Source organism: Brevundimonas sp. GW821-FHT10A07, from assembly GCF_059415785.1.
In genome coordinates this window covers 1-18,433 of sequence record NZ_JBWKNX010000001.1, presented here as the reverse complement: position 1 = coordinate 18,433, position 18,433 = coordinate 1, and the positions used below count along the sequence as shown (strand labels likewise).

At 67.8% G+C, this 18,433-nt stretch carries 24 protein-coding genes; 15 read left to right on the top strand and 9 right to left on the bottom strand.

Annotation, left to right across the window (positions count from 1 at the left end; translation table 11 throughout):
• The first annotated feature begins 48 nt into the window (after positions 1–48).
• Both AC07NC_RS00120 and AC07NC_RS00115 read left to right on the top strand, forming a co-directional pair.
• A complete protein-coding gene (locus tag AC07NC_RS00120) occupies positions 49–756 on the top strand; it encodes a DUF2975 domain-containing protein (protein WP_494568195.1) in 708 nt (235 codons plus the stop codon).
• The gene (locus tag AC07NC_RS00115; protein ID WP_492041032.1) at positions 651–923 is read left to right on the top strand and encodes a helix-turn-helix domain-containing protein; all 273 of its coding nucleotides are present in this window, start codon (positions 651–653) and stop codon (positions 921–923) included. Before AC07NC_RS00120 ends, AC07NC_RS00115 begins: the two co-directional genes overlap by 106 nt.
• 9 nt (positions 924–932) lie before the next feature.
• Here the strand turns inward: AC07NC_RS00115 and AC07NC_RS00110 are convergent, their stop codons facing one another.
• A complete protein-coding gene (locus AC07NC_RS00110) occupies positions 933–1,424 on the bottom strand; it encodes a winged helix-turn-helix transcriptional regulator (RefSeq protein WP_494568194.1) in 492 nt (163 codons plus the stop codon).
• Between the two features lie 213 nt (positions 1,425–1,637).
• Here AC07NC_RS00110 and AC07NC_RS00105 point away from each other — a divergent pair, with 213 nt between their 5' ends.
• The 5 genes from AC07NC_RS00105 to AC07NC_RS00085 all read left to right on the top strand — a co-directional run bounded on the left by AC07NC_RS00105 (position 1,638) and on the right by AC07NC_RS00085 (position 5,961).
• Positions 1,638–2,495: an acyl-CoA thioesterase gene (locus AC07NC_RS00105; RefSeq protein ID WP_494568193.1), complete on the top strand. Its 858-nt coding sequence runs from the start codon at positions 1,638–1,640 to the stop codon at positions 2,493–2,495.
• A gap of 67 nt (positions 2,496–2,562) precedes the next feature.
• A complete protein-coding gene (locus tag AC07NC_RS00100) occupies positions 2,563–2,838 on the top strand; it encodes a hypothetical protein (RefSeq protein ID WP_426025017.1) in 276 nt (91 codons plus the stop codon).
• Between the two features lie 66 nt (positions 2,839–2,904).
• A complete protein-coding gene (locus tag AC07NC_RS00095) occupies positions 2,905–3,597 on the top strand; it encodes an alpha/beta fold hydrolase (protein ID WP_494568192.1) in 693 nt (230 codons plus the stop codon).
• A 110-nt stretch (positions 3,598–3,707) separates the two neighbouring features.
• Positions 3,708–4,871, top strand: a complete 1,164-nt coding sequence (locus AC07NC_RS00090; protein WP_494568191.1) for a YjgN family protein — start codon at positions 3,708–3,710, stop codon at positions 4,869–4,871.
• A 1-nt stretch (position 4,872) separates the two neighbouring features.
• Positions 4,873–5,961 carry a M48 family metallopeptidase gene (locus tag AC07NC_RS00085; RefSeq protein ID WP_494568190.1) on the top strand — a complete coding sequence of 363 codons (1,089 nt, stop codon included), beginning with the start codon at positions 4,873–4,875 and terminating at the stop codon, positions 5,959–5,961.
• Here AC07NC_RS00085 and AC07NC_RS00080 read toward each other — a convergent pair.
• From AC07NC_RS00080 to queC, 3 genes are read right to left on the bottom strand one after another with little or no spacing between them, the layout of a single operon-like run.
• A complete protein-coding gene (locus AC07NC_RS00080) occupies positions 5,956–6,324 on the bottom strand; it encodes a 6-pyruvoyl trahydropterin synthase family protein (protein ID WP_494568189.1) in 369 nt (122 codons plus the stop codon). The genes AC07NC_RS00085 and AC07NC_RS00080 overlap by 6 nt on opposite strands.
• Complete coding sequence (queE, locus tag AC07NC_RS00075; RefSeq protein ID WP_494568188.1) at positions 6,324–6,959, bottom strand: 7-carboxy-7-deazaguanine synthase; 636 nt, start codon at positions 6,957–6,959, stop codon at positions 6,324–6,326. Before queE ends, AC07NC_RS00080 begins: the two co-directional genes overlap by 1 nt.
• The gene (gene queC / locus AC07NC_RS00070; RefSeq protein WP_035309257.1) at positions 6,956–7,687 is read right to left on the bottom strand and encodes a 7-cyano-7-deazaguanine synthase QueC; all 732 of its coding nucleotides are present in this window, start codon (positions 7,685–7,687) and stop codon (positions 6,956–6,958) included. The genes queE and queC overlap by 4 nt, the downstream gene beginning before the upstream one ends.
• Before the next feature lie 222 nt (positions 7,688–7,909).
• Between queC and AC07NC_RS00065 the strand changes: the two genes are divergently transcribed.
• Complete coding sequence (locus AC07NC_RS00065; RefSeq protein WP_494568187.1) at positions 7,910–9,565, top strand: response regulator; 1,656 nt, start codon at positions 7,910–7,912, stop codon at positions 9,563–9,565.
• An 18-nt stretch (positions 9,566–9,583) separates the two neighbouring features.
• Here the strand turns inward: AC07NC_RS00065 and AC07NC_RS00060 are convergent, their stop codons facing one another.
• The gene (locus AC07NC_RS00060; RefSeq protein WP_494568186.1) at positions 9,584–10,615 is read right to left on the bottom strand and encodes a ligase-associated DNA damage response exonuclease; all 1,032 of its coding nucleotides are present in this window, start codon (positions 10,613–10,615) and stop codon (positions 9,584–9,586) included.
• An 80-nt stretch (positions 10,616–10,695) separates the two neighbouring features.
• Between AC07NC_RS00060 and AC07NC_RS00055 the strand changes: the two genes are divergently transcribed.
• The 5 genes from AC07NC_RS00055 to AC07NC_RS00035 all read left to right on the top strand — a co-directional run bounded on the left by AC07NC_RS00055 (position 10,696) and on the right by AC07NC_RS00035 (position 13,285).
• Entirely contained in the window at positions 10,696–11,166 is a 471-nt protein-coding gene (locus AC07NC_RS00055) for a PaaI family thioesterase (protein WP_494568185.1), read from the top strand.
• On the top strand, positions 11,163–11,555 hold the full coding sequence (locus AC07NC_RS00050) for a PaaI family thioesterase (protein WP_008260356.1): 393 nt from the start codon (positions 11,163–11,165) through the stop codon (positions 11,553–11,555). Before AC07NC_RS00055 ends, AC07NC_RS00050 begins: the two co-directional genes overlap by 4 nt.
• 165 nt (positions 11,556–11,720) lie before the next feature.
• Positions 11,721–12,071: a hypothetical protein gene (locus AC07NC_RS00045; RefSeq protein ID WP_008263080.1), complete on the top strand. Its 351-nt coding sequence runs from the start codon at positions 11,721–11,723 to the stop codon at positions 12,069–12,071.
• Positions 12,072–12,160: 89 nt separating this feature from the next.
• Positions 12,161–12,598 carry a hypothetical protein gene (locus tag AC07NC_RS00040; protein ID WP_008259595.1) on the top strand — a complete coding sequence of 146 codons (438 nt, stop codon included), beginning with the start codon at positions 12,161–12,163 and terminating at the stop codon, positions 12,596–12,598.
• Between the two features lie 51 nt (positions 12,599–12,649).
• The gene (locus tag AC07NC_RS00035) at positions 12,650–13,285 is read left to right on the top strand and encodes a S24 family peptidase (protein ID WP_008263968.1); all 636 of its coding nucleotides are present in this window, start codon (positions 12,650–12,652) and stop codon (positions 13,283–13,285) included.
• Positions 13,286–13,416: 131 nt separating this feature from the next.
• Here the strand turns inward: AC07NC_RS00035 and AC07NC_RS00030 are convergent, their stop codons facing one another.
• The 4 genes from AC07NC_RS00030 to AC07NC_RS00015 form a co-directional block, all read right to left on the bottom strand.
• The gene (locus tag AC07NC_RS00030; protein ID WP_008260398.1) at positions 13,417–13,887 is read right to left on the bottom strand and encodes an SH3 domain-containing protein; all 471 of its coding nucleotides are present in this window, start codon (positions 13,885–13,887) and stop codon (positions 13,417–13,419) included.
• Between the two features lie 142 nt (positions 13,888–14,029).
• Positions 14,030–15,700, bottom strand: a complete 1,671-nt coding sequence (locus AC07NC_RS00025; protein WP_494568184.1) for a lysine--tRNA ligase — start codon at positions 15,698–15,700, stop codon at positions 14,030–14,032.
• Positions 15,701–15,755: 55 nt separating this feature from the next.
• On the bottom strand, positions 15,756–16,100 hold the full coding sequence (locus tag AC07NC_RS00020) for a RidA family protein (RefSeq protein WP_494568183.1): 345 nt from the start codon (positions 16,098–16,100) through the stop codon (positions 15,756–15,758).
• Between the two features lie 38 nt (positions 16,101–16,138).
• Positions 16,139–16,558 (bottom strand): hypothetical protein, encoded by a 420-nt coding sequence (locus AC07NC_RS00015; protein ID WP_494568182.1) that lies wholly within the window; start codon positions 16,556–16,558, stop codon positions 16,139–16,141.
• Between the two features lie 164 nt (positions 16,559–16,722).
• On the opposite strand from AC07NC_RS00015, the gene AC07NC_RS00010 reads away from it, so the two are divergent.
• Together AC07NC_RS00010 and queA are read left to right on the top strand one after the other, a co-directional pair.
• Positions 16,723–17,217, top strand: a complete 495-nt coding sequence (locus AC07NC_RS00010) for a DUF305 domain-containing protein (RefSeq protein WP_494568181.1) — start codon at positions 16,723–16,725, stop codon at positions 17,215–17,217.
• Positions 17,218–17,251: 34 nt separating this feature from the next.
• Complete coding sequence (queA, locus tag AC07NC_RS00005; protein ID WP_494568180.1) at positions 17,252–18,352, top strand: tRNA preQ1(34) S-adenosylmethionine ribosyltransferase-isomerase QueA; 1,101 nt, start codon at positions 17,252–17,254, stop codon at positions 18,350–18,352.
• Positions 18,353–18,433 lie beyond the last annotated feature (81 nt).

Here is an 18,433-nt window from a genome sequence, read left to right as displayed (position 1 = left end):
ATATCGAAATACATAAAAATATATCTGTCAATCAAAGAGACCGTGGTTATGGCCACCATCGTGGAACTCCCGCCCCCGGTTCCGGGCGAGGCCGCCTCCTTGACGAGGATCCGAGGTCTCAGCCGCCCGCTGGAATGGCTGTTCGCCGCCCTCTTCGTCATCGGCGCCGTGATCCTGGCCACGGCCGTCGTCGGCGTTCTGGCCTATGAAGGACCGAGACTTCAGGTCCGGCCGGGCGGGATGCAGATCATGCTGGGCCGCGACGTGCCGCCCCTGCCCCCCGGCTGGACCACGGTCGGAGTTCTGCCCTTCACCCGTAAGCTGGCCCTGGCGTGTTCGGCCACCTTGATGATCGGTCCAGCCCTGGCCGTTCTGTGGGAGTTGCGGCGGCTGTTCGGCCTCTACCACGCGGGAATCGTGCTTGGGGCGGAGAACGCCCGCTGCATCGGCCGGATCGCCCTCTGGCTCCTGGCCTACGCCGTGGCGCCGACGCTGGGACATATCCTGGTCAGCGCCAGCGGCTTCGACGACGACGGCTGGCTCAGGCTCGACAGCGCCAAGGCCCTCTGCCTGGGCCTGGTGCTGCTGGTCATCGCCCGCGTGATGCAGTTGGGCGCCGAGGTCCACGAAGACGCTTCGAGGTTTGTCTTATGCCCATCATCCTGCGCCTCGACGTGGTCATGGCCCGACGCAAGGTGCGCTCCAACGTCCTGGCGCGCGCCATCGGCATTTCGGAGACCAATCTGTCCCTGCTGAAATCCGGCAAGGTGCGGGGGCTGAGGTTCGACACCCTCGACGCCCTCTGCCGCTATCTGGACTGCGCGCCGGGCGATATTCTCGAATATGCGCCTGATGAGGACGAGAATGAGGATCAGACCCTCGTCCCGACTTCCACGGCCCGTCGGGCATCCAGACCTGGCTAGGCTTGTTCCCTAAGCCGCCTCGTCCCTCGGCATGACATCCCCCACCGTCGGCCGGTTCTCCGCGCGCGTCAGCAGGATCTCCCTCGGCTTGACGATCTCGCCGCAGCAGCCGCAGGCGATGCGCGGCGTCAGGGTCTGGCCGCAGGTCGAATGGACCATTTCGATGCCGCAGTCGGTCTCGCCATAGACGTGTTTGGCGCCCCAGCCGTGCAGGGTCACCAGCACCCCGTACAGATCCTTGCCCTTGGCCGTCAGCACATATTCATTGCGCGGCGGACGCTCGGAATAGGGGCGCGGTTCCAGCACCCCATGCTGGACCAGGCTTTTCAGACGCGCGGCCAGGACGTTGCGCGCCACGCCCAGATTGTCCTGCCACTGTTCGAACCGGCGCACCCCGTTGAAGGCGTCGCGGATGACCAGCAGGGTCCACGGATCACCGATCACCTCCAGCGTGGCGGCGATGGAGCAGCTTTGGCGGCTGTAGTCTGCGGTGCGTCCCATGCGACAAAAGTGACCCCGCGTCAGCCGCTTGGCAAGAGGGTTGCCAAACCGAACCCGCTAAGTCAGTCTTGTTTGGCAACGGACTGACGGACCTCCCGGTTCGCCGACCTTGTTCCTTTGACTGGCGGAGGGCTCTGCGCTCAAGTCGCGAAGCGTAGCGCAACTTGAGAACTAGCCTTCCGCCTCTTCTTCGCCTGACGCAGGATCGCGCCCATGGCCCATATGACGACTCCCATCTCCCTCGACGCCGCCCTGGCCTTCCACACCCTGGACGACGGCGGCCTGTCGGCGCCCGTGCCGGGTCATTTCTCCAACGGCCCTTCCGGCATGGCGCCGGAGAAGGGCTTCCCCTTCGGCGGTCTGTTGGCGGCCCTGTGCGCCCAGTCGATGCGTCGGGGCCTGTCCCTGACCGCGCCGCTGCGCACCCTGTCGGTCCAGTATCTGTCGGCGGCCCGGTTCGGTGAACAGGTCGCCTTTCGTCCGCGCCTGCTGCGCGGCGGCCGCAACGTCGTCTATGCGGCGGTCGAGGCCGAGCAGGACGGCCGCATGACCCACCACGCCACCGGCACCTATGGCCTGGACGGCGACACGCCGTCCCTGACCCCGCTTCATCTGCCGCCGCCCCCGCTGGACAGCCTGAACCCCGCCGCCACCATCCAGGGCCCTATGTCGCCCCACTTCGCCCAGCACGTCGAATACCGGTTCGACGGCGGCCCCAACATCCTGGGCGGCAATAGGGGCAAGCCGGTGATCGAGCGCACCTGGATGCGGATGGCCGATCGCCGCCCGCTGGACGAGGTCGGGCTCTGCTATCTGCTGGACGCCCTCTATCCCCCGGCCTGGACAGCCTCGTCCACGCCTGCGCCCATGACCACCGTCGATCTGCGCATCGACATCCTGACCGACCCGACGCCTGAAACCGCGCCCGAGGGCTGGGCCTTCTTCGAGTTCCGGATGCTGGACCTGGGCCTGGGCTGGACGGTGGACGAGGCGACCGCCTGGGGCGCGGACGGAACCCCGCTGGCCATCGCGCGACAGCGGCGCAAACTGCTCCCGCAACGCACGGCCTGACCCGGCGACGGTCAGGCCCTGTTCACCATTCGGCTGTAGTCTCCACATCTCACGAGAGACTCCTCCGATGACCGACCGCCGCCCCCTGCGCGCCGCCGCACTCCCCGTCCTGCTGGGGGCAGCCCTGCTACTCCAGGGCTGCGTCGTCGGCGCCGTGGTCGGCGGAACCGCCGCCGTCGTGGGCGGCACGGCCAAGGCCACCGGCGCGGTCGTCGGCGCCGGCTTCGACGCCGTCACCACCTCCGACGAGGAAACCCGCGCCCGCCGCGAACGCGAACAGCGCGAGTACGAGCGCGACCAACGTCGCTGCGAACAACGCCAGCGCCAGGGCAAGGCCTGCTGAGCAGTCCGACACGCCGCCTTTCGCCCCCTTGCAGAGCCGCCTGCGGTTTCGTGATACGGTCCCGAGATGACCCCGACCGTCCTGATCCCCGGCCTCGCCTGCACGGCCGAGATGTTCGCTTCCCAGACCGTCGCCCTGTGGCCCCACGGACCCGTCACCGTCGCCTCGACGCTTGAGGGCGACAGCATCGCCGTCATGGCCGCCGCCATCCTGCGCGACGCCCCGCCGCGCTTCGCGCTCGGCGGCATCTCCATGGGCGGCTATATCGCCATGGAGATCCTGCGCCAGGCGCCGGAACGGGTCATCAAACTGGCCCTGCTCAACACCTCGGCCCGTGCAGACACCCCTGAACAGATCGAGGCGCGACGCCTGCTTATCGAACGGGTCGGGAACGGCGAACTGGAAGCGGTCCTCGCCCAGGTCACTCCCAACCTGCTTCACCCCGCCCATCGCGACCGTCAGGACCTGATCGACATCCAGATCCGCATGGGCCGCGACGTCGGCCCGGACGGTTTCATCCGCCAGGAAGCCGCGATCACCAAGCGCATCGACTCGCGTCCACACCTCGCCCAAATCGCGGTTCCTACCCTGGTCCTGGTCGGCGACCGTGACCCGCTGACCCCGCCGGAGCGCGCCCAGGAAATCGCCGACGCCATCCCTGACGCGAACCTCGCCATCATCCCCGACTGCGGCCACGCCTCGACGCTGGAGCAGCCCAAGGCGGTCAATGCGGCGCTGGCGGAGTGGGCCTCCGCCTGAGGCGCTCCGTCGGCTGCAGCCCTGGCGATGGCGCCCGCTTTCGATTTAATCGATTGCACCCTCGCGTTGTCTGCGGATATCCAGAACAGGGGACATTGTAGGGGGACAGTTTGACCGACATCACCGAAGACGCGCCGACGCCGGCGCGTCCGCTTCATGACGCCCTGGGTCCGATCTCCGATCCCGACGAAGGCGCCGAGACCCTGGTCTTCTCCACCACGCTCCAGCCGTCGAAATTCCTGGGCCTCAGCCTGAAGAACGGCCTGCTGAACATCGTGACCCTGACCCTCTGGCGGTTCTGGGGCAAGACCGAGGTGCGTCGCCGCGTCTGGGGCGGCGTCCGGCTGAACGACGAGGCCTTCGAATACACCGGTCGCGGGGTCGAACTGTTCGTCGGCTTCCTGCTGGCCCTGGTCGTCCTGGGCGCGCCCTTGTTGCTGGTGGTCTTCGCCGGACAGTTCCTTCACCCAGCCCTATTTGGGCTGATGCTCATGCCCCTCTATCTGTTCATCTACTGGCTCTGGGGCTTCGGCGTCTTCAGCGCCTTCCGCTATATGGCCAGCCGCACCACCTGGCGCGGCATCCGATTCCGGCTGACGGGGTCCGCCGCCATCTACGGCGTCAACTTCCTTGGCTATCTGCTGCTTTCCAGCATCACCCTGGGCTGGTTCTGGCCGACCGCCGAGCGCAAGCTGTCGGAATCCCTTTGGGACGGACTGCGCTTCGGCGACCGCCGCCTGGCCTTCCGCATTGGTCGCGCCGAAAAGAAGGGCGTCTACGGCGCCTACGCCATCGGCTGGTTCGGCACGGCAGTGAGCTATATCCTGTTGGTTGTCGTCGTAAGCGGAGTGGCGTTCGCCCATCTCCAGGCTGAACCCGCTCCGACGCCCGATACGCCCGTACCGCCCGATGTTGTGGTCTTGCTCGGCGTCTATGCCGCCATGGCGGTTCTGGCGCCGATCTTCCTGCTGGTCTGGGCGCCCTACAAAGCCGCCATGCTGCGTTCGGTCGCCCATGGCGTGACGATGGACAGCGCCGGCTTCGTGCTGAACGTGAAGGCTCTGCCCCTGTGGTGGCTGACGGTCAGCAACATGTTCCTGATAATCGTCACCCTGGGCTTCCTCATGCCCTGGGCCCAGGCGCGGACGGCGCGTTTCTTGGTCAAGCGGCTGACGTCCGCCGGCAAGGCAAAGGTCGGGCTGGCGCACCAGACCACCCGCGGCCCCGGCTCGGGCGAAGGCCTGGCCGACGCCTTCGGCTTCTCGGCCATCTGAGATGGACGGCCGCTTCTACGACGGCGAGAGCGCCCGATCTCTTCCGGTCGTCGTCTCCGTGGACGCGGAGGCCGTCATCCTGTCGGTCGACGGCCAGGAGCGCCGCTGGCCGGCCAAGGGCCTGTCGGTGGCGTTCGAGGCGAACGAGGCCCGCCTGTCGCACAGCGCCGAACCGGACGCCCGGCTGGTCGTGTCCCGATCCGACTGGACCCTGGCGGGCGGTCTGCTGGCCAAACAGACCGCCCGCCGCGACCGCTCGCGCGAGCGGAGCCTGGCCGTGGCCCTCGCCGTCGTGGCGGCGGCCGTGACCGGCTTCGTCTTCATCGGCATACCGGCCCTGTCGGGTCCGCTCGCCCGGGCGACGCCGGTCGAATACGAGCGCAACATGGGTCGAAACTTCGACCTGCAGATGAACGCCCTCTTCCCCAACTGCGAAGGCGAGGCGGGCCAGGCCGCCCTTCAATCCATGACCGACCGGCTGGCCTCCAACGCCGACACCGTGTTCGACATCCGCATCCGCGCCGTCCAGGCGCCGATGATCAACGCCTTCGCCCTGCCCGGCGGCTCCATCATCGTCACCGACGACCTGATCCGCGCGGCCGACACCCCCGACGAGGTCGCGGCCGTGGTCGCCCACGAGATCGCCCATGTCGAGAAGCGACACGTCATGCAGGCGGTGTGGCGCAGCCTGGGCTTCGGCCTGATCCTCGACGCCGTGGTCGGCGGCGGCTCCGGCGCGGGCCAGCAGGCGGTGATCCTGGCCGGTCAGGCCACCGACCTCAGCTACGGCCGCGCGGCCGAACACGAAGCCGACGAACGGGGCCGCGCCCTGCTGCACGACGCCGGTTTCAGCTCGAAGGGCATGGCCGCCTTCTTCGACCGACTGTCGAAGATGGAGGATCAGAAGCTGGCCGAGGCGGCCGAGTTCGCCGCCACCCACCCCGCCTCCGGCCGTCGCGCCCGCGAGGCGCGCGAGGCGGAACGCCCCGGCGCCCCCGCCCTGTCCGCCGAGGGCTGGCGTAAGGTCAAATCGGCCTGCAAGGCGGAAGACCCGACGCTTCGCGTGATCCGCCGCAATCTGGGCCTATAGGCTCAGCACGCACCGCTCATTGATCGTCGGCCGCGCCACCTGCACCCGGCACAGGCCAGGCCAGGCCGGCTTCAGGGTCTTGGCGAACCACAGGCACAGGTTCTCCAGGCTGGGCAGTTCCAGCCCCTCGTGCTCGTTCAGCATGCCGTGGTCCAGCTGTTCCGCCGCCGCCCTCAGCGCCCGGTCCAGCGCGCCCAGGTCCGCGACCCAGTTGTGCTCGGCGTCCAGGGTCTCGGAACGGATCGTCGCCTCGACCGTGAAGGAATGGCCGTGGACGCGGCGATAGATGCTGCCCTCGGGTTCGTTGGGGAAGTGGTGGGCGGCGTCGAAGGTCGCCTGTTTGGTGATTTCGAAGAGGGGCATTAGCGGACGCCGATGTACTTGTGGGTCTGGACGCTCAGGCGCCACTGGGGATGGGTCAGGCAGTATTCGATGGCGGCGGCGGTGTTTTCCGCCTGGTCGGGGCCGTCCATGGGCTGGAGCCAGAACCGTTCGAACGCCAGGTGTTCGAACCGCTCAGGCAGGGCCTTGGGCTGCGGATAGACCAGCTTCAGCTCCTGGCCCTTGATCTGGATCAGGCCTGCATCCGCCTTGGGACTGACGCAGATCCAGTCGATCCCGTCCGGCGCCGCCAGGGTGCCGTTGCTCTCGATGGCGATCTCGAAACCGCGCGCGTGCAGGGCCTCGACCAGCGGCGGGTCCAGCTGCAACAGAGGTTCGCCGCCGGTGCAGACCACCAGTTTCGGATCCCCCGCCCGCCCCCGCCACATCGCCGCGACATGATCGGCCAGCCGATCCGCCGTCGCGAACTTGCCGCCGCCATCCCCGTCCACGCCGACGAAGTCCGTATCGCAGAAGCTGCAGACGGCGCTCGCCCGATCCTGCTCGCGCCCGCTCCACAGATTGCAGCCGGCGAAGCGCAGGAAGACGGCCGGCCGGCCCGCCTGCCCGCCCTCGCCCTGAACCGTCAGAAAGACTTCCTTGGCCGAATAGGTCACGCCTTGGCGCCTTGGGATGCGACCCAGTCTTCATAGCCCGCCGCGCGCAGTTCACAGGCCGGGCATTCGCCGCAGCCATAGCCCCAGGCGTGACGGTGCGTCCGGTCGCCCAGATAACAGGTGTGGCTGTCCTCGATGATCAGCTCGACCAGAGCCTCGCCCCCGATCCGGTCGGCCAGTTCCCAGGTCTGCCCCTTGGTCAGCCACATCAGCGGGGTGTCGACTACCACCGGCTTGTCCAGCCCCAGCGACAGGGCGCGCGCCATGGCCTCCATCGTCTCGTGGCGACAGTCCGGATAGCCGGAATAGTCGGTCTCGCACATGCCGCCGACCAGCACCTCCAGCCCGCGCCGATCCGCCAGGGCCGCCGCCGCCACCAGGAAGATCAGATTGCGCCCCGGCACGAAGGTGGTCGGCAGGCCGCGCGCATCCATCTCGATCTTGCGATCCGCGGTCAGGGCGCTCTCGGCGATCCGGCCATAGCCGGTCAGGTCCACCACATGGTCGTCGCCCAGCCGGTCGGCCCATTGCGGCAGGGCCGTCTTCATCCCGGCGCGCACCGCCTGGCGCGCCTCCATCTCGACCCGATGGCGCTGGCCATAGTCGAAGCCGACCGTCTCCACCCGCTCGAACCGCTCCAGCGCCCAGGCCAGACAGGTCGCGCTGTCCTGCCCGCCGGAGAACAGGACCAGGGCCGATGTCGGAGACTTTTCCAGGATGACGCTCATGACGAATCTGCGGTCGGCCGGTCGGCCGCGCGCATGCACAAAGGGATGGGGACCCATATGGGTCGGGGCGGCCTTCTACACCAGAGGGGCGGCCGGCGCAAAATCCGGGTCGCCGGTCCGCACCTGACGCCGCATTTCATCCACGAAACTTTTTGATCCGGCTTAACTAATCCGCAAGCGCTTCCGGTCAAGGTTGGCAGGGAGTAAGGAGTTCCAGGCAGTATGCCGATCATTGAGACCCTTTCAGAGCGGCCCGAGCCCATCGCCCCGTCCACGCTCGGCTGCGCGGTGCTTGCGCGTTTCGAGCGCGAACCCGACACCCTGGTCATCCCGGTTGTCGAGAATGGCCGTCCCGTGGGTCTGGTCGAACGCACCGCCTTCCTTCAGAAAATCGCCGGCCGCTTCGGCCACGCCCTTTACGACACGCGCCCCATCAGTTTCGCCATGGACGCCGAGCCTGCGGTCGTCGAAGGCGACACCCGGATCGACGCCTTCTCCGACATCATGTTGCGCGGCGGTCCCGCCGCCCTGCTGCGCGGCTTCATCGTCACCAAGAACGGCCGGTATCATGGGGTCGGCACAGCGGCGACCCTGCTCAAGGTCGCCACCGACCGCCAGCGCGAACACGACGCCCAGATGGCCGATCAGGCCGCCATCCTCAACGACACCCGCGCCCAGGCCATCGCCGCCGCCCGCGCCAAGAGCCAGTTCCTGGCCATCATGAGCCATGAGCTGCGCACCCCGATGAACGGCGTGCTGGCCGTGGCCGAACTGCTGCGCCGCCAACCTCTGAACGAGGCGGCCCAGGCCCACGTCCAGACCATCGTCGATTCCTCCGAAAGCCTGCTGCGCATCCTTCAGGACGCGGTCGACCTGTCCAAGGCCGAGGCGGGCGAGCTTGAGCTGAACCCCGTCCCCACCCCGCTCCGCGCCGTCATGGACGACGTCCAGTCCCTGTGGGAGCCGCGCGCGTCCCAGGACGGCGTGACCCTGATGGTCGGTTACGAGGGCGACACCGAACTGGCGGCCGTCATCGACGGCGTGCGGCTGAAACAGGTGTTCAACAACCTGATCGGCAACGCCCTGAAATTCGCGCGCAACGGCATGGTCGAGGCCCGGCTCAAGGCCTGGGTCGAGGGCGACCAGATCCGCATGCAGGCCCGCGTCCGCGACGACGGCCCCGGCCTGGACGCAGACCGCGTCGATTCCGTCTTCGAACCCTTTGTGCACGGCTCGGGGCCTGACGGCGCCGGCCTGGGCCTGTCGATCTGCCGTCAGGTGGTCGACCGCATGGGCGGGCGCATCTGGGCCGAGAACAACCAGGGCCGCGGCGCCACCTTCGCCTTCGACCTGACCGCGCGCCGCGCCGTGGTCGAGGTCGAGACCCCGTCGAACGTGTCGGACCTGTCCGAGCTGAACCTCCAGTCCGCGCCGCACATCCTGATCGTCGACGACAATGCGACCAACCGCGTCGTGGCTCAGGCCCTGTGCGAAATGTTCGGCTGCAGCTCGGAACTGGCCGAAGACGGGATCGAGGCGCTTCAGGCCGTTCAGGAAAACCGCTACGACCTGATCCTGATGGATATCAAGATGCCGCGCATGGACGGCGTCCAGGCCACCCAGGCCATTCGCGCCCTGAACGGTCCGGTCAGCCGCATTCCCATCGTCGCCCTCACCGCCAACGCCGATCCGGAAGACGCCAAACACTATCTGTCCATCGGCATGGCCGCCGTGGTCGAGAAGCCGATCAAGCCCGAACGCTTGCGCATGGCGATGAACGCCGCCCTCTCGACGACCCAGGCCGCCGCCGATGACAGTGGCGAGGGCGATGGTGAGAGCGCCCAGGCTCCAAAGCGCCGCGCCGCCCGTCGCGCCTGACGCGCTTCAGGCCCTGGCTCAGTCTGGCCGGACCTCCAGCGCCTCCTCATCCTCCTCGTCGTAGCCCACGAGGCGCAACGCCCGCGCCTTCTGGCCGTTCAGCTCGGCCCATCGCAGCAGCCCCTCCTCGCGGCCGTGGGTGATCCAGATCTCGTCGGGCTTCAGTTCTTCGAAGGTGGCGACCAGTTCGCCCCAGTCGGCGTGATCCGACACCACCAGCGGCAGCTCCACGCCCCTCTGGCGCGCCCGCGCCCGCACCCCCATCCAGCCGGACGCAAAGGCCGTCACCGGATCGGCGAAACTGCGGGCCCAGCGATCCTGGATCGCCGACGGCGGCGCGATCACCACCTCGCCGCCCAAGGCGCCCTTGCCCAGACCCCGCGCCGGCAGGACCGGCCCCAGGTCGATCCCCTCGCGTTCATACAGGGCGTTCAGCCGCTCCATCGCCCCGTGGACATAGATCGGCCGCTCCCACCCCGCCTCGCGCAGGCTCATGATGATCCGCTGCGCCTTGCCCAGGGCGTAGGCGCCGACCAGATGGGCGCGTTCCGGGAACTGACCCAGCGACCGGACCAGCCGTCCGATCTCCTCCTCGGTCGGCGGATGGCGGAACACCGGCAGGCCGAAGGTCGCCTCCGAGATGAAGACATGACAGGGCGTGGGCTCGAACGCCGGGCAGGTCGGGTCGCGTCGGCGCTTGTAGTCGCCCGACACCACCATGGTCAGGCCCTTCCACCTCGCCTCGACCTGGGCCGAGCCCAGCACATGGCCGGCCGGGATCAGCCGCAGGTCCACGCCGTTGACGGCGGCGGCCTCGCCATACTCCACAGCCCGCATCTGCCCCGCGAACTCGGCGCCATAGCGTTCGGCCATGATGGCCAGGGTCTGGCGTGTCGCCAGCACCACGCCGTGCCCGGCCCGCGCATGATCCGAATGGCCGTGGGTGATCACCGCCCGATCCACCGGCCGCACCGGATCGACGTAGAAGTCGCCCGGCGGGCAATACAGGCCGGCGGGCGTGGGGTGCAGCAGGTCTTCGGGGCGGATCATGGGACCGTAACGCTCTCGACGCCGTCGGGTCCCCCCTCCATACAGGAGACGATCATCGGCTTCACGGGCGTTCCTTTCGCATGCAAGACAGTTTCGTCGACACCATCCTGCCCCAGCTGGCGACGGGGTCCGCCCACACCAGCGCGCTGGGCTTCGTCTTCGACGGCCTGCACGAGGGCGATCCCCGTATTCGCGTGCCCTGGCGGCCCGATCTGGTCGGCGATCCCGACACCGGCGTCCTGGCCGGCGGCCTCGTCACCACCCTGCTGGACCACATCGGCGGCCTGGCGGTCTGGACGGCCATGGCCGAGTTTCAGCCCATCGCCACCCTGGATCTGCGGGTGGACTATATGCGCGCCGCCCATCCGCGCGTGGACCTGCTGGCCCAGGGGAAATGCTACCGGCTGACGCCGACCATCGCCTTCGTCCGGGCCTGGGCCTTCGAAGAAGACCCATCCGACCCGGTCGCGGCGGCCCAGTCCGCCTATGTGCTGAACCGCGCCCGCCCGCACCGGGAAAAGACGGCCGCCAGCCGTGAGACCACGGCATGAGCGACCTTCTCGAACGCATCCCCTACGCCCGTTTCCTGAACCTTCAGACCCTGGTCAGCGGCGACGAGATCACCGTCATCCTGCCCTTCGCCGACCGGCTGATCGGCAATCCCATGCTGCCGGCCCTGCACGGTGGTTCGACGGCGGCCCTGCTGGAAATGACGGCCATGGCCCAGGTCGCCTTGGCCTTCCCCAGCCCGCGCCTGCCCCGCCCGATCAATGTCACCGTCGCCTATCTGCGCACCGGCCGCCCGGTCGACGTCTTCGCCCGCGCCAGCATCAGCCGCGCCGGCCGCCGCGTCGCCCATGTCCAGGCCGAGGCCTGGCAGGAAGCCCGCAGCCAGCCCATCGCCTCCCTGACCGCCCATTTCCTGCTGGACAATCCCTAAGCCTTTCAGCGGCTTCGGCCGGGCGAAAACAGAAACGACACCCCGTTCGTCGAACAATCGGCGCTGAACACCCGCAACGACCATCACGGTTAACAGGACCCTACCAAGCAAGGTTAATCCATGTTAAGCTTACATCTCTTGTAAACCTTGTTTTAGGGGCTTTCTATGGAACGGACCGAAGTCATCGCCAGCGTCGCCGGCGATCTCCACGCGACCGAACACGCGATCGACGCCGCCATCACCCAGGCGACGACGCTGGTTCAGTCCTTCATCGGCGCCCGCGCCGCCCTGTCCCTTTCGCCCGTCGCCGCCACGGCGTCGCAGGCCAAGGCCATGGAAACCATCGCCGCCCTCGCCGCCGCCCGCGAGTCCATCGTCGCCTGCCACGCGGAACTCCAGAAGGATCACCGTCGTATGGGTTACGGCACCTACGCCATCGGTCCGGTTGGCAAGCCCGACGACTGGCTTGATCCCAAGCCTGTCAAGCAGACCGGCCACCTTCGCTCGGTCGGGTGAATTTTTGGTAAGCTTAGCGGACTGACATTATCGTTTAACCAGCAATGGTTCATTATCGCCCCCGTGCACTCAGTGCGGGGGCGATTTGCATGGTGAACATGGGTTATGCGGTCGTCGGCGCGATCTTCATGGTCGGCATGGTCCTTTTCGCCTTCATCAAGGGCGGACCGCGAGAACGAGTCGGTGCCGGTTATCTTCTTGCCGCTTGGTTCGCCTCACTGCTCGTTCAGGAGAACAACGGCTTTCGCGGATTGCCTATTGGGATGTTTCTCATTGATGCGATGTCCCTAGTGGTATTCGCCGCTTTAGCCTGGCGGGCGCATCAATCCTGGCCCGTATGGGTAGCCGGCCTACAGCTGATTACTGTCATGGCTCACATCATGATCCTGACGACGAAGACGATCCCCATAGCGTCGCTCTACACAGTGATGAACTTGATCGGCTATCTCATCATCATCTGCATCGGCGTCGGCACCTTCTGGGCCTGGCAGGAGCGCAAGGCTGAGGCCGAGTTTGCGTCTAGGTAGAAATTCCTAATCCCATCTCCTAAACTTCCCCGACTCAGTCGCGGGAACCCCATGCCCCTGTCGCACGCGAAACTCTGGAAGGCCGTGGACGCCCTGGCGCGGCGCGAGGGGTTGTCGCCGTCGGGGCTGGCCCGGCGGGCAGGGCTGGATGCGACCAGTTTCAATCCGTCCAAACGGTTCGGCGCCGGCGATCCGCCCCGTCCCCGCTGGCCCTCGACCGAGAGCATGACCCTGATGCTTCAGGCGACCGGCGTCTCCCTGGCCGAGTTCGCGGCCCTGGCCGACGACGCGCCGCCGACGTCCACGACCGTGCCCCTGCTGGGCCTGGCCCGCGCCGGCCTGGACGGTTTCTTCGACGATGCCGGCCTGCCGGTCGGCGACGGCTGGGATCAGACCGAACTGCCCCGGGTCAACGCCACCACCTTCAGCCTGCGGATCAGCGGGGATTCGATGGCGCCCCTGTATCGCGAGGGCGACCGTGTCATCGTCGACCGCGGCGACCCCGCCGTGCGGCGCGGCGACCGGGTCGTGGCGCGCCTGACCTCGGGCGAGGTGGTGGCCAAGGAGCTGACCGGCCTGACCGCCCGCGCCGCCACCCTGTCCTCGATCAACCCCGACTATCCGCCCCGGATCGTGCCCCGGCGCGAGATCGAATGGATGGCCCGCATCCTGTGGGTCAGCCAATAGAAAGCCCCGCCCGGCGAACCGGACGGGGCCAGGCTCAAACGGCGAACCGTGAGCCTTCGACTGTCCCGGCGGCGGAACCGGACGGGGCGTAAGCAGCCCGCCGCCGAAAACAGTCTTTCCGCAAGCGACCCTTAGCGGGTCACGTAATTCGCATTGACCCAACCGCCGCCGGCGATCTGGATCCAGTCGCCTTGCGAGGCGACGGCCGTGAACTGTTGGCCGGCCGACAGGCTGCCCGCCTGGCGGAAGCCGGTGCCGGGGCCGCTGCGGATGCGCAGGTTCGTGCCGGCGCGATAGGTGTTGGCGTTGGCCTGGGCCGCAGCACGGGTGCGTTGCTGGTTGCAGCCGATATAGGACCCGGCCGCCGCGCCGGCGCCGGCGCCGACCACGGTCCCGGCCGTGCGCTCATTGCGCGCCAGGTTCGAGCCGACCACGCCGCCGACGACCGCGCCGATCAGGGCGCCCACGCGTTGACGACCGCCGGGGGCGTCGCAGTTGGTCACGCCATTGGCCTGGGCCTGGGCGGCCATGGGGGCGGCGGTCACCAGGGCGGCCAGCGCCGCAGCCGTGGCCAGACCCGTCTTCAGAAACTTGCTCGACATAACTCTATCTCCTGTCATCGGGCTTGCCGATGAGGAGACAATGCCCGGCCGAACCTGAAGGCTCCCGGAGCTTCGCCGTTATTTTCCGTTCATCTTCATCGACGCCGCCCCCCGAGAGCGGCTCGCGCCAAGGCCGATCTGGTTAGTCCGCCAGACGCCCGTTCGCCCCCGCCTCGATCAGGGCGATGGTCTGCGGCAGGCCGTAGATGGCCGCGAACGAGCCGAAGCGCGGCCCCTGGCTTGCGCCCAGCAGCACTTCGTACAGCGCCCCGAACCAGGCCCTCAGCGGCTCGAACGCATGCGCCTTACCGACCGCATAGACCTCGTTCTGGATCAGCTCGCCATCGGTCGTATCCGCCGGCAGGGCCTTCAGCCGTTCCGCCAGATCCAGCAGCGCCGCCTTCTCCTTGTCGTCCGGCAACCGGTACGCCTTCGAGGGCTTCACGAAGTCCTCGTAATAGTTCAGCGCCCGGTCCATCAGCTGGTCCAGCAGCGGCTCGTTCTGCGGCGTCGCCTCGGGCAGATATTTGGCGAAATAGGCCCACAGCTGGTCCTTGGTCGAGGCGTTGGCCACCCCCACCAGGTTCAGCAGCAGGGCGAACGACACCGGCGAGGTATGGGTCGGCGGGTTCCCGGCATGGATCGACCAGACGGCGTTGTCGATCCGCTTGGCCGGCTCCTGGGTCTTGTAGCTTTCGATGAAGGCCAGATAGTCGTCGATGGCGCGCGGAATGACGTTGAAGTGCAGGCTCTTGGCCGACTTCGGCGACTGGAACATGTACCAGCTCAGGCTCTCCGGCGTGCCGTAGCGCAGCCATTCGTCCATCGTCAGGCCGTTGCCCTTGGACTTGGAGATCTTCTTGCCTTCGATATCCAGGAACAGTTCATAGTTGAACCCTTCCGGCGGCGTGCCCCCCAGGGCGCGACAGATCTTGCCGCTCTCGCGCACGCTCTCGATCAGGTCCTTGCCCGACATCTCGTAATCGACGTCCAGCGCGACCCAGCGCATGGCCCAGTCCGGCTTCCATTGCAGCTTCACATGACCGCCCGTGACCGGCAGTTCGGTGCGCCCGCCCGCCGGATCGTCGAAGACGATGGTGCCCTTCTCGACATTCCGCTCCAGCGTCGGGACCTGCAGCACATGGCCGGTGATCGGGCTGACCGGCAGGAAGGGCGAATAGGTCGCCCGCCGCTCTTCGCCCAGGGTCGGCAGCATGATGGCCATGACCGCGTCGAACCGCTCCAGCAGGGTCAACAGCGTCGCGTCGAATGCGCCGGACTTGTAGGTCTCGGTCGAGCTCATGAACTCGTAGTCGAAGCCGAACGAGTCCAGAAACGCCCGCAGCCGCGCATTATTGTGCGCCCCGAAACTGTCATGCGTGCCGAACGGATCGCGCACCCGGGTCAGCGACAGGTTCAGGTCCTCGCGCAGCATCTCCGGGTTCGGCACGCCTTCCGGCACCTTCCTCAACCCGTCCATGTCGTCGCTGAAGGCGATCAGTCGCGTGCGCCAGTGGTCGCCGGTCAGGGCCCGGAAGGCGTTGCGCACCATGGTGGTCCGCGCCACCTCGCCGAAGGTGCCCATGTGCGGCAGGCCCGACGGCCCGTATCCGGTCTCCAGCACCACCGGCCGGCGCAGGGCCTCGAACTTGGCCAGGGCCTCGTCGGCCTTGCCCGCATCGATCAACGCCCGCGCCTCAGCCCGCTCGCTCTCGCCCAGCCGCTTTTTCAGAACATGGGCCAGCAGATTGCGGACTTGTTCGAACGGCCAGGACTTGGCCTCACGGGCGAGGATTTCGAGGTTCTGAAGCATGGCGGCGGTTTGCAGTCTGCAAACCGCCGGGTCAACCGCCTTATCCCCCGCCCCGTCAGCCCCTGGCGGCGATGACGATCACCTCGACCTTGTAGTCCGGCGAGGCCAGTCGGCTCTCGCCTGTGGCGCGGGCCGGCGGATTAGCCGTATCGACCCAGGCGTCCCAGACGCTGTTCATCGCGTCGAAATCGGCGATGTCGGCCAGCCAGATCTGGACCATCAGGATCTTCGACTTGTCGCTGCCCGCCTGGGCCAACAGGGCGTCCACCTCGGCCAGCGCCGTCTTCGTCTGGGCGATCACATCATCGCCGGGCTCCCCGACCTGCCCGGCCAGATAGACGGTGTCGCCGTGAACCACGGCTTCGCTCATACGGACGCCGGGCTGGATGCGGGTGATCATGGGGAGGCTCCTGATTATTTGGCCCCTATCATACCCGTTCAGCGCGGTCGGGCGAACGCTCCGACCGCCCAGCTCACCACCGCCGCCCCCGCCGCCACGATGATCGCATCCTCGATCAGACCGCTCTTCGTCTGCCCGATCCGCACCATCGCCTTCTTGCGTCCCGCCAGCCCCAGATAAGCCAACGGCACGGCCGTCCCAACCGCCAGGGCCGCGCCCAGTTTCTCACGCCCGCGCGGCGCCAGCGCAGACCCGGCGATCCCCGCGCTCATCACCCGCGCCAGCAGGCCCAGGAACACCGTCCGGTCCGGCGCCGACTTCATCTTGTCGCCGAACAGCTCGCCGACCCCCATGGCCAGACCGCCGAACTTGAACAGCGGATGGTCCAGCAGCAGCAACCGCCCCGGCGTGTTCCGATGCGCCAGCCGGGCCCCGGCTATGGCGGCCATGGGCGTCATGGACCGGGCGCTTGCGACGGCGCCGATGAGGACGCACGGGAGGAGTGCGAGGGTTTTCATGTCCGCTGAACACGCATCGGGTCGGAAGGTTCAGCCGGATCATTCCCGGCGCACTCGCATTGTCCCTCCGACCGATCCCTGCACAGGCCCTCCACGAGGTTCCCATGAGCTATCGCCGCTTCGCCGCCATGATCGCGGTCTCCACCGTCGTCATGTACGGCCTGATGTATCTGAACAACTATCAGATCGAACACGTCCGTTTGAGTGAGACGCGGCTCTACATGGCCCTGCTGATGGGCGCCGTCATGGCCGCCATCATGATCGGCTTCATGTGGTCGATGTATGAGAAGCCGCGCGTCAAACAGATGATCGTCGCGGGCGCCGTGGTCGTCTTCGCCGGTTCCCTGTGGCTGGTCCGCAGCCAGGCCACCGTCGGCGACCTCGCCTATATGAAGGCCATGATTCCGCACCACTCCATCGCCATCATGACCAGCGAGCGTGCTCATATCCGCGATCCTCGCGTCCGCGAACTGGCGGACGAGATCATCGAGGCCCAGGTGCGCGAGATCGGCGAAATGAACGACCTGATCGCCGACCTGTCCCGGAATCCCCCGCCCCGCGGCGCGCCTGACCTGCCGGCCCGCTCTCCCGCCCCTTGACCCCCCGCGCGCGGCGTGGCCTGTGCCCCGCCTGATGAAGACCGCCGATTTCGACTTCGATCTGCCCGAGGACCGCATCGCCCTGCGGCCCGCCGATCCGCGCGATTCCGCCCGGCTGCTGGTGGTCAAGGACGGCGCCCTGGACGACCGCATCATCCGCGACCTGCCCGACTTCCTGCGGCCCGGCGACGCCCTGGTCTTCAATGACACCCGCGTCATCCCCGCCCGCCTGTCGGGCGTCCGCACCCGCCCCGGCCCCGAAGGAGAGACCCTGACGGTCGCCGTCGAGGCCACCCTTCACCACCGCGACGCCCCCGACGTCTGGTCCGCCTTCATGAAGCCCGGCAAACGCATCAAGCTCGGCGACCGCATCCGCTTCGGACAGGAAGCCGACGCCGCCTGCGATCTGGGCCGCCTCGACGCCACCGTCACAGCCAAGGGCGAAGACGGCCTGATCACCCTGAAGTTCGACCTGTCCGGCCCGGCGCTGGACGACGCGATCCGCGACGTCGGGGTCATGCCCCTGCCCCCCTATATCGCCGCCAAACGGCCCGAGGACGACCGCGACCGGTCGGACTATCAGACCGTCTTCGCCGAGCACGACGGCTCGGTCGCCGCCCCCACGGCGGGCCTGCACTTCACCCCCGCCCTGCTCGACGCCATCCGGGCCAGGGGCGTCTCGACCCACGCCGTCACCCTGCACGTCGGCGCCGGCACCTTCCTGCCGGTCAAGGCCGATGACCTAGCCGACCACAAGATGCACAGCGAATGGGGCGAGGTCTCGCCCGAGACCGCCGCCGCCCTGAACGCCGTCCACGCCGCCGGCGGCCGCATCGTCTGCGTCGGCACCACCTCGCTGCGCCTGCTGGAATCCGCTGCGACCGAGGCCGGCGAGATCCGCCCCTTCCACGGCGACACCGCCATCTTCATCACCCCCGGCTACCGCTTCCGCGCCGTCGATGTGCTGATGACCAATTTCCACCTGCCCAAATCCACCCTCTTCATGCTGGTCAGCGCCTTCGCCGGCCAAGCCACGATGAAGACCGCCTACGCCCACGCCATCGCCGACGGGTACCGCTTCTACTCCTACGGCGACGGGTCCTTGCTGTTCCGGGGGGCCGAAAACCACGCCTGACGCGCTCACCTCCCCGTTCGCGCAGGCGAACGGGGAGCAACCATGTCAGTTGATCACGGGCGTCCAGGGCTGATCACGCTT

What these genes read in the sequence shown, in the direction of transcription:
- AC07NC_RS00120 (WP_494568195.1), top strand. Translation starts at nt 49, where the DNA reads ATGGCCACCATCGTGGAACTCCCGCCCCCGGTTCCGGGCGAGGCCGCC.
- AC07NC_RS00115 (WP_492041032.1), top strand. Translation starts at nt 651, where the DNA reads ATGCCCATCATCCTGCGCCTCGACGTGGTCATGGCCCGACGCAAGGTG.
- AC07NC_RS00110 (WP_494568194.1), bottom strand. Translation starts at nt 1,424, where the DNA reads ATGGGACGCACCGCAGACTACAGCCGCCAAAGCTGCTCCATCGCCGCC.
- AC07NC_RS00105 (WP_494568193.1), top strand. Translation starts at nt 1,638, where the DNA reads ATGGCCCATATGACGACTCCCATCTCCCTCGACGCCGCCCTGGCCTTC.
- AC07NC_RS00100 (WP_426025017.1), top strand. Translation starts at nt 2,563, where the DNA reads ATGACCGACCGCCGCCCCCTGCGCGCCGCCGCACTCCCCGTCCTGCTG.
- AC07NC_RS00095 (WP_494568192.1), top strand. Translation starts at nt 2,905, where the DNA reads ATGACCCCGACCGTCCTGATCCCCGGCCTCGCCTGCACGGCCGAGATG.
- AC07NC_RS00085 (WP_494568190.1), top strand. Translation starts at nt 4,873, where the DNA reads ATGGACGGCCGCTTCTACGACGGCGAGAGCGCCCGATCTCTTCCGGTC.
- AC07NC_RS00080 (WP_494568189.1), bottom strand. Translation starts at nt 6,324, where the DNA reads ATGCCCCTCTTCGAAATCACCAAACAGGCGACCTTCGACGCCGCCCAC.
- queC (WP_035309257.1), bottom strand. Translation starts at nt 7,687, where the DNA reads ATGAGCGTCATCCTGGAAAAGTCTCCGACATCGGCCCTGGTCCTGTTC.
- AC07NC_RS00065 (WP_494568187.1), top strand. Translation starts at nt 7,910, where the DNA reads ATGCCGATCATTGAGACCCTTTCAGAGCGGCCCGAGCCCATCGCCCCG.
- AC07NC_RS00060 (WP_494568186.1), bottom strand. Translation starts at nt 10,615, where the DNA reads ATGATCCGCCCCGAAGACCTGCTGCACCCCACGCCCGCCGGCCTGTAT.
- AC07NC_RS00055 (WP_494568185.1), top strand. Translation starts at nt 10,696, where the DNA reads ATGCAAGACAGTTTCGTCGACACCATCCTGCCCCAGCTGGCGACGGGG.
- AC07NC_RS00050 (WP_008260356.1), top strand. Translation starts at nt 11,163, where the DNA reads ATGAGCGACCTTCTCGAACGCATCCCCTACGCCCGTTTCCTGAACCTT.
- AC07NC_RS00045 (WP_008263080.1), top strand. Translation starts at nt 11,721, where the DNA reads ATGGAACGGACCGAAGTCATCGCCAGCGTCGCCGGCGATCTCCACGCG.
- AC07NC_RS00040 (WP_008259595.1), top strand. Translation starts at nt 12,161, where the DNA reads ATGGTGAACATGGGTTATGCGGTCGTCGGCGCGATCTTCATGGTCGGC.
- AC07NC_RS00035 (WP_008263968.1), top strand. Translation starts at nt 12,650, where the DNA reads ATGCCCCTGTCGCACGCGAAACTCTGGAAGGCCGTGGACGCCCTGGCG.
- AC07NC_RS00030 (WP_008260398.1), bottom strand. Translation starts at nt 13,887, where the DNA reads ATGTCGAGCAAGTTTCTGAAGACGGGTCTGGCCACGGCTGCGGCGCTG.
- AC07NC_RS00025 (WP_494568184.1), bottom strand. Translation starts at nt 15,700, where the DNA reads ATGCTTCAGAACCTCGAAATCCTCGCCCGTGAGGCCAAGTCCTGGCCG.
- AC07NC_RS00020 (WP_494568183.1), bottom strand. Translation starts at nt 16,100, where the DNA reads ATGATCACCCGCATCCAGCCCGGCGTCCGTATGAGCGAAGCCGTGGTT.
- AC07NC_RS00015 (WP_494568182.1), bottom strand. Translation starts at nt 16,558, where the DNA reads ATGACGCCCATGGCCGCCATAGCCGGGGCCCGGCTGGCGCATCGGAAC.
- AC07NC_RS00010 (WP_494568181.1), top strand. Translation starts at nt 16,723, where the DNA reads ATGAGCTATCGCCGCTTCGCCGCCATGATCGCGGTCTCCACCGTCGTC.
- queA (WP_494568180.1), top strand. Translation starts at nt 17,252, where the DNA reads ATGAAGACCGCCGATTTCGACTTCGATCTGCCCGAGGACCGCATCGCC.